This is a genomic window from Herbidospora galbida (genome assembly GCF_005233835.1).
Classification (GTDB): domain Bacteria; phylum Actinomycetota; class Actinomycetes; order Streptosporangiales; family Streptosporangiaceae; genus Herbidospora; species Herbidospora galbida.
Map to the genome: position 1 here is coordinate 22399 of NZ_SZQA01000061.1, position 6555 is coordinate 28953.

Sequence of the window (6555 nt, forward strand, 5' to 3'; positions counted from 1 at the left end):
GCGGGTCAGGTGACGGCGACGATCCTCGCCTCCACCAGGGTGGCGTGCTCGACACGCAGCAGGCCCAGGGTGCCGTGCGGCTGGCGGCGCTTGTCGGTGGGGGAACCGGGGTTGAAGATGCGCAACCCGCCGGAGGCCTCGTCCAGGGGGATGTGGGAGTGGCCGAACACGACCAGCTCGGCGTCCGGGAACCTCGCGCGCATCCTGGCCAGCCGGCCTTTGGCGGGGCCGCTGTCGTGGATCATCGCCACGCGCAGCCCGCCGAGGGTCAGCTCCAGCGTCTCGGGCGCCTCGACGTCGGGGCCGTCGTTGTTGCCCTTGACGGCGTGGACGGGCGCGTAGGCGGCCAGCTCGTCCAGCACCCGGCCGACGCACACGTCACCGGCGTGCAGGATCGCGTCGGCGTCGCGCAGATGCGCGGCCACGCGCGGCGGGCAGGCCTTCCAGAAACGCGGCGCGTGCGTGTCGGACAGCACGACGATCTTCATGGTTCCAGGATGCCCGGTTCGACGTGGTGGTCGTCGTAAGGGAACAGGTCGTCGCCCAGATCGGTCACCGTGCTGCACCGGTGGCGGACGACCTCGATCTCCGCGCGCCCGGCCGGCCGTTCGGTGCCGTCGACGTTGTAGTGGAACCGATCGTCGACCAGGTAGTCGCGGCGCGCGCCGGTCCGCCACTGCGAATTGTGGCCCCAGCCGTGGGACAGGTCGCGGGCGGGCCGGTCGCGGCGGCGGTGCGTCCAGTAGAGGGCCGACCGGTCGGCGACCCCGGCGACCAGATGCCGCTCCCCGGCGGTGACGACGACGCCGGCGCGGGCCAGCAGCAGCGACCCGACCATGAACCCGGGCCACCGCTCTTCGACGATCACCGGCGGTTCGCCGGGATCGGCGGCCTGCCGGACCTCGGCGACCTCGTGGAAGAACGGGTGGAAGGCCTCCCGGTCGATGCGGTCGGCGCCCAGGGCGGCGCAGAACGCGGGATACACCTCGGGATGTTCGGCGATGAGCAGATCGAGGACGCGGCCGACAGCGTAGAGGCGCCACAAGGCGTCCTGGCCCGGTGCGGTGCGGTGGCTGTCGGGACGGCCGAGTTCCTGGACCTCTTCCACCAGCTCCGGATGCGCGGCCAGCCACGGCCACAGCACGTCGACGGAGTCGTGGAGGGTTTCGTACAGGAAACGCCAGTCGCTCACCGGGCCAGGCTACGTCGGGCGTCGACGGCCTCGGCTACCCGAGCCGGAACCCCGACGCGACGCAGCACGACCCCGGCCGGCGCCCGCCTCGTGGCCGGCGACGAGACCGCCACCGCCGGCGAGACGGACCCACCCCGGTCATCCCGGCATCACAGGAACGCCGCGACCAGGCCGGCGAACTCCTCCGGGCTCGCGACGCGGACGCCCAGGCTCTCGGCCTTGGCCCGCTTGGAGCCCGCCTTGTCGCCCGCGACCACCAGCGACGTCCTGGCCGACACCGCCGACGACGCCTTGCCGCCCGCCCGCTCCACCAGCTCGTTCATCTCGTTGCGCGACAGCGCCGCCAACGGGCCCGTCATCGTCCCGGTCACCACCACCGACATGCCCGCCAGCGGTAGGTCGAGCGGCTCGCCCGCCGCCTCGGCCACCTCCGCCTGGCTCGGGCGCGCGCCGGGCTGGGTCATGTTCACGCCCGCCTTGATCAGCTTGTCGATCAGGGCGTCGAGCTCGACCAGCTCGGCGACCACCACAGGGGCCTTCTCCGGGCCGATGCCGTCGACCTGCTGGATCGCCGCGGCGTCGGCGGCGCGGATGGCGTCCATGGTGCCGAAGTGGGCGGCGATGCGGCGCGACATGCTGCGGCCGGTGCCGCGCACGCCCAGCGCGCAGAACACCCGGCTCAGCGGCTGCGCCCTGGCGCGGTCGAGCGCCGCCAGCAGGTTGTCGGTGCTGGTCTCGCCCATCCGCTCCAGCCCGAGCAGCTGCTCGCGCGTGAGGAAGAACAGGTCGGCGAAGTCGGCGATGAGGCCCGCGTCGAGCATCTGCTGGATCCGGTTGACCGCCAGCCCCTCGATGTCGAGCTGGTCACGGCCCACGGCGTACTCGATCGAGGCGATGGCGCGGCAGGCCCGGCCGCGCACGCACCGCCACCGCTCCTGGCCGGCGTCGATGGCGTCGCCGCACGACGGGCACACCTGCGGGATGTCGATCGGCCTCTCCTCGCCGGTCCGCAGATGGACGACCGGGGCCTCCACCCGCGGGATCACGTCGCCCGCCTTGTAGACGGTGACCGAGTCGCCCAGCATCAGGCCGCGCCGGGCGATGTCGGCCGCGTTGTGCAGCGTCGCGTAGGTGACGATCGACCCGTCGAGCTCGACCGGCTCCAGCACCGCGCGCGGCGCGATGATGCCGGTGCGGCCCGTGTTCCACTCCACCGCCAGCAGCTTGGTGATCTTCTCGGTGGCGGGCAGCTTGTAGGCCACCGCCCACCTCGGGGCGCGCGAGCTGAACCCCGCCGACGCCTGGTCGGCGGCCAGATCACACTTGATCACGATGCCGTCGATGCCGAACTCCAGGCCGGCCCGGGCGGCGGCGATCTCCTCCACCCGCGCCTGCACCGCCGCCAGGTCGGACACCAGCACCCCGGCCACCGGCGTCACCGCCGTCGTCTGCACGCCCTGACCGGCCACCCACTCCATGATCTGGCTGTGCGGCAGCTCCCGCAGCCGCGCCGCCAGCGGCGAGTCGTCGCCGGGCGGCAGCGGCAGGGCGCCGTAACCGAAGAACGTCAGCTCGCACACATACGGACGGTCCTTGGTCCGCAACGTGCCCGCCGCCGCGCTGCGCGGATTGGCGAAGGTCGTGCCGTCATGGGCCTGCCGTTTGGCGCACGCGTCGGCGAACTGCGCCGTGGTCATCATCACCTCGCCGCGCAACTCCACCGTGACCGGCTCGGCCAGCCGCTCGGGCAGCCCCACGACCGTGCCGATGGAGTGGGAGACATCCTCGCCCGCCTGGCCGTCACCACGCGTGACGAGCTGCACCAGCCGGCCCCGCCGGTAACGGGCCGACACCGCCAGCCCGTCGAGCTTGGCCTCCACACTCCACGCCGTGACCGGGCGGCCGAGCCGCCGCTCCAGCGACGCCGCCCACGCGGCCAGCTGGTCGGGACCGAAGACGTTGTCAAGACTGAGCATCGGCACCGTGTGGGGCACGTCGCCCACCACCGCGCCTCCCGCGACCTTCCCCGTCGGCGACGTCGGCAGCACCTGGTCGGGATGCCCGGCCTCATAGGCCTCGATCCCGCGCACCAGCCGGTCGTAGGAGTCGTCGTCAAGGGTGGAGGTGCCGTCGCCGTAATAGGCGGCCGACGCGTCGACGGCCAGCTGCACGGCCTCGGCGTAGGCGGTCTCATCGGCGATCGACGTCAGGGGAGGTGTCTCACTCATGCCCTCATCATGTCGAACGCGACCGACAATCCCCGAACGCCGAACGGTAGGCCGTCGGCGTCACCCCGGCGACGCGCCTGAACCGGTCGCGGAAGGCCGCCGCCGACCCGAACCCCGCCCGCGCCGCCACCCGCTCCACCCCCTCGTCCGTGCTCTCCAGCAGCAGCTGGGCGCGCCGCACCCGCGCCAGCAGCAGCCACTGCAGCGGCGTCGTCCCCGTCTGCTCGCGGAACCGCCGGCTGAAGGTCCGCTCCCCCATCCCGGCCCGCCGCGCCAGCCGCGCCAGCGTCACCTCCCCGGCGAGGTTCTCCTCGATCCACGCCAGCACCGGCTCCAGCGACGACCCGCGCGGAACGGCCGGCGGGGTGTGCGGGACGAACTGCGCCTGCCCGCCCTCCCGTTCCAGCGGCACCACCGACAACCGCGCCGACGCCGCCGCGACCGCCGACCCGAAGTCGCGCCGGACCAGGTGCAGGCACAGGTCGAGCCCGGCGGCGGCCCCGGCCGAGGTCAGGATCTGCCCGTTGTCGACGTACAGGACGCCGGGATCCACCTCCACCCGGGGGAACGACCGGGCCAGCAGGCCGGCGGCGGCCCAGTGGGTGGTCGCGCGCAGCCCGTCGAGCAGGCCGGCCGCCGCCAGGGTGAAGGCGCCCGCGCAGATCGACGCGATCCGCGTGCCCGCGGCCGCCGCCGCCCGCAACGCGTCGAAGACCTCCGCCGGCGGCGGGGCCGCCCCTTCGGAGCATCCCGGGACGACGATCGTGCCCGCCTCCCGCAGCGCCGACAAGTCGTGCGGCGCGACGATGGTGAACGCCTCTCCGGCCACCTTCGGGGCCGGGGCGCAGACCGCCACCCGGTAGGGGCGGCTCCCGTCGGCCAGCCGGACCCGCCCGAACACCTCCACCGGCGTCGCCAGATCGGCCGCCACCACATGATCCAGCGCCAGGACCGCCACCGTGTGCATACCCGACACGCTAATGCGGCGGGAACCCGGCGCAGATTGTCCGTTCACCCCATGGGGCGGCCCCGCCCGGCCGCCCTACCGTGGCGCTGCCACCCCAACCCGCCGAGAACGGAACCGCACATGGCCGTCGTCATGCCGATCGTCATCGGGCTGATCTGCGTCGCCCTGCTGTCGCTGATCCCCGAGCCGCACCGCCGCCCCGTCAACGCCGTGCTCCTCGCCGGCGCGGGCGCCGCCTACCTCGGCGGCGGCGGGCTCGGCTACGCCGAGTTCGTCCTGCCCGCCGTCATGACCTACGTCGCCTACCGGGGCCTGACGAACTGGACCTGGATCGGAATCGGCTGGCTGCTCCACACCGCCTGGGACGTCGTCCACCACCTCCAGGGCGCGCCGATCATCCCCTTCTTCGCCGACTCCAGCTTCGGCTGCGCCCTGTGCGACCCCGTCATCGCGCTGTGGTGCCTCGCGGGCGGACCGTCGATCAGCCGCCTCCGGCGTCACAGAGGCCAGGACTCCCGCCGCCAGGCCGCGTCCCAGAACATCCACTCGTAACGGGCCGTCGCGCGGAAGTGCTCCGCCGCCCGCGCCCGCTGCCCCTCGGTCGCCTCGGCGCCCAGCCGGTCGGCCAGCGCCACCACCCGGCGCACCGTCTCCTGGAACTCCTCATTCCCGTACGCCGCGATCCACCGCCGATACAGCGGATCAGGCGACGACCGCGCCAGCAGATCGGCCCCCACCCGCGCGTAGATCCAGTAACAGGGCAGCACCGCCGCCAGCCCGTCGAGGAACGAACCGCCGTACACCGTGGCCAGCACATAACTCGTGTACGCCCGCGTCGTCGGCCCCACCGGCTGCGCCGCCGCCTCCTCCGCCGACCCGCCCAGGTCGGCCATGAACGCGGCATGCATCTCCCGCTCGGCCGCGATCGCCCCCACCGCGTCCCCGGCGAACGCGCGGGTCACCTCCTCATCGGGCGCCCTGGCCGCGCACACCGCCAGCGCGCGGGCGTAGTCACGCAGATAGTGGGAGTCCTGGACGACGAAATGCCGGAACGCCTCCCGTGGCAGCGTCCCGTCGACGAGCCCGGTGATGAACGGATGACGGAGAATCTCCTGGTAGGTGGGGGCGACGGCATCCCACAGCCCGTCGCTGAACGTGGTGAGGGACGACGGCTGACACGTCATGGCGAGACCTTCTCCCTACGCCGGCATGACCCGGTCAGGTTCAAGCGGTCTGCGGCCGCCCAGCCGCACTCTCAGCCCGGTACGCCGGGCTCCCGCGATGTCATGATCAACCTAACCGACCCGCCGCCCGCCGCAAAAGGGGGTCAGCCGATGACGTCCCTCACCCACCCCAGGCTCACCAGGCCACTCCCCGCCCCGGCCAGCTCCCCCGCCGCCGGACGCAACGCCTCCCGCGCCCGCCCGAACACCACGCCGTCGCCCCGCGCGCGGGCGGCCCGCGCCACCAACACCCACAACGCCTCGGCCAGCAGATCACACGGCGGATCGGGCACCGCCCGCAGATCGGCGTCCGGCCGCAGAACCGCACCCACCCACGGCTCGAACGGGCCGTACACCCCCGGATCCACCGGCTCCGGCGCACGACCGTGCCGCAACCGCAGGCACAACGACGCCAGCGCCGCCAACCCCTCGCTCAGCCCCGGCATCCCCGCCCCCTCCAGCAGCCCCGCCGCCTCCCGATAGGCCGCCTCCTTGCCCGCGAACGCCGCACCCGGATCCTCCGCCAGCCGCAGCGCCCGATACCACGCCGTGAACACCGACGTCAGCGGCCGGTCATGCCGCACCGCCAGCTCGTCGAGACGCGCGGCCTGCCCGTCGGCCCCGCCGAAATCACCGACCGCGCACGCCGACTGCAGACCGATCAGCCGGCCGAGGATCTCGTAGTTCGCCAGCCCGTGGCGGACCGCCACCGCCACGATCTCCGCCCCGATCCCGGCCCGCCGCCCCGACAGGCCGGTCCGCCCGAACGCCTGCATGTACGCGCCGTTCAGCGCGAACACCAGCAGCACCGGATCCTCCAGCCCGCGCGCGATCTCCACCGCCTCGGCCGCCGCCGCCCGCGCCCGCGCCGACCCCCCGCCCCGCGACTCCACCGCGATCGTCGCCAGCAACCGCGCCCGCGCCGCCGGCTCCGCCCCGGCCCCC

6 protein-coding genes, 1 pseudogene and 1 riboswitch are annotated in these 6555 nt (G+C 73.8%); of the genes and pseudogenes, 1 reads left to right on the top strand and 6 read right to left on the bottom strand.

The features are described 5' to 3' along the window. Positions 1–5: 5 nt before the first annotated feature. The 4 genes from FDA94_RS36370 to FDA94_RS36385 all read right to left on the bottom strand — a co-directional run bounded on the left by FDA94_RS36370 (position 6) and on the right by FDA94_RS36385 (position 4387). Complete coding sequence (locus tag FDA94_RS36370; protein ID WP_137251580.1) at positions 6–488, bottom strand: metallophosphoesterase family protein; 483 nt, start codon at positions 486–488, stop codon at positions 6–8. Continuing rightward, the gene (locus FDA94_RS36375) at positions 485–1192 is read right to left on the bottom strand and encodes a hypothetical protein (protein WP_137251581.1); all 708 of its coding nucleotides are present in this window, start codon (positions 1190–1192) and stop codon (positions 485–487) included. Before FDA94_RS36375 ends, FDA94_RS36370 begins: the two co-directional genes overlap by 4 nt. 149 nt (positions 1193–1341) lie before the next feature. After that, positions 1342–3420, bottom strand: a complete 2079-nt coding sequence (ligA, locus tag FDA94_RS36380; RefSeq protein WP_137251582.1) for an NAD-dependent DNA ligase LigA — start codon at positions 3418–3420, stop codon at positions 1342–1344. Positions 3421–3427: 7 nt separating this feature from the next. After that, positions 3428–4387, bottom strand: a complete 960-nt coding sequence (locus tag FDA94_RS36385; RefSeq protein WP_137251583.1) for a GlxA family transcriptional regulator — start codon at positions 4385–4387, stop codon at positions 3428–3430. A 120-nt stretch (positions 4388–4507) separates the two neighbouring features. Here FDA94_RS36385 and FDA94_RS36390 point away from each other — a divergent pair, with 120 nt between their 5' ends. Beyond that, a complete protein-coding gene (locus FDA94_RS36390; RefSeq protein ID WP_137251584.1) occupies positions 4508–4939 on the top strand; it encodes a DUF6010 family protein in 432 nt (143 codons plus the stop codon). Here FDA94_RS36390 and tenA read toward each other — a convergent pair. Both tenA and FDA94_RS39630 read right to left on the bottom strand, forming a co-directional pair. Beyond that, a complete protein-coding gene (gene tenA, locus FDA94_RS36395) occupies positions 4885–5571 on the bottom strand; it encodes a thiaminase II (protein ID WP_137251585.1) in 687 nt (228 codons plus the stop codon). The two genes, FDA94_RS36390 and tenA, sit on opposite strands and share 55 nt — an antisense overlap. Beyond that, positions 5567–5677: riboswitch (TPP riboswitch) on the bottom strand. Its footprint overlaps the gene before it by 5 nt. 37 nt (positions 5678–5714) lie before the next feature. Then, positions 5715–6555: pseudogene (locus FDA94_RS39630) on the bottom strand (SARP family transcriptional regulator); the annotation flags it as partial.

Coding starts and splice junctions, on each gene's coding strand:
- FDA94_RS36370 (WP_137251580.1), bottom strand. CDS start 488: ATGAAGATCGTCGTGCTGTCCGACACGCACGCGCCGCGTTTCTGGAAG.
- ligA (WP_137251582.1), bottom strand. CDS start 3,420: ATGAGTGAGACACCTCCCCTGACGTCGATCGCCGATGAGACCGCCTAC.
- FDA94_RS36385 (WP_137251583.1), bottom strand. CDS start 4,387: ATGCACACGGTGGCGGTCCTGGCGCTGGATCATGTGGTGGCGGCCGAT.
- FDA94_RS36390 (WP_137251584.1), top strand. CDS start 4,508: ATGGCCGTCGTCATGCCGATCGTCATCGGGCTGATCTGCGTCGCCCTG.
- tenA (WP_137251585.1), bottom strand. CDS start 5,571: ATGACGTGTCAGCCGTCGTCCCTCACCACGTTCAGCGACGGGCTGTGG.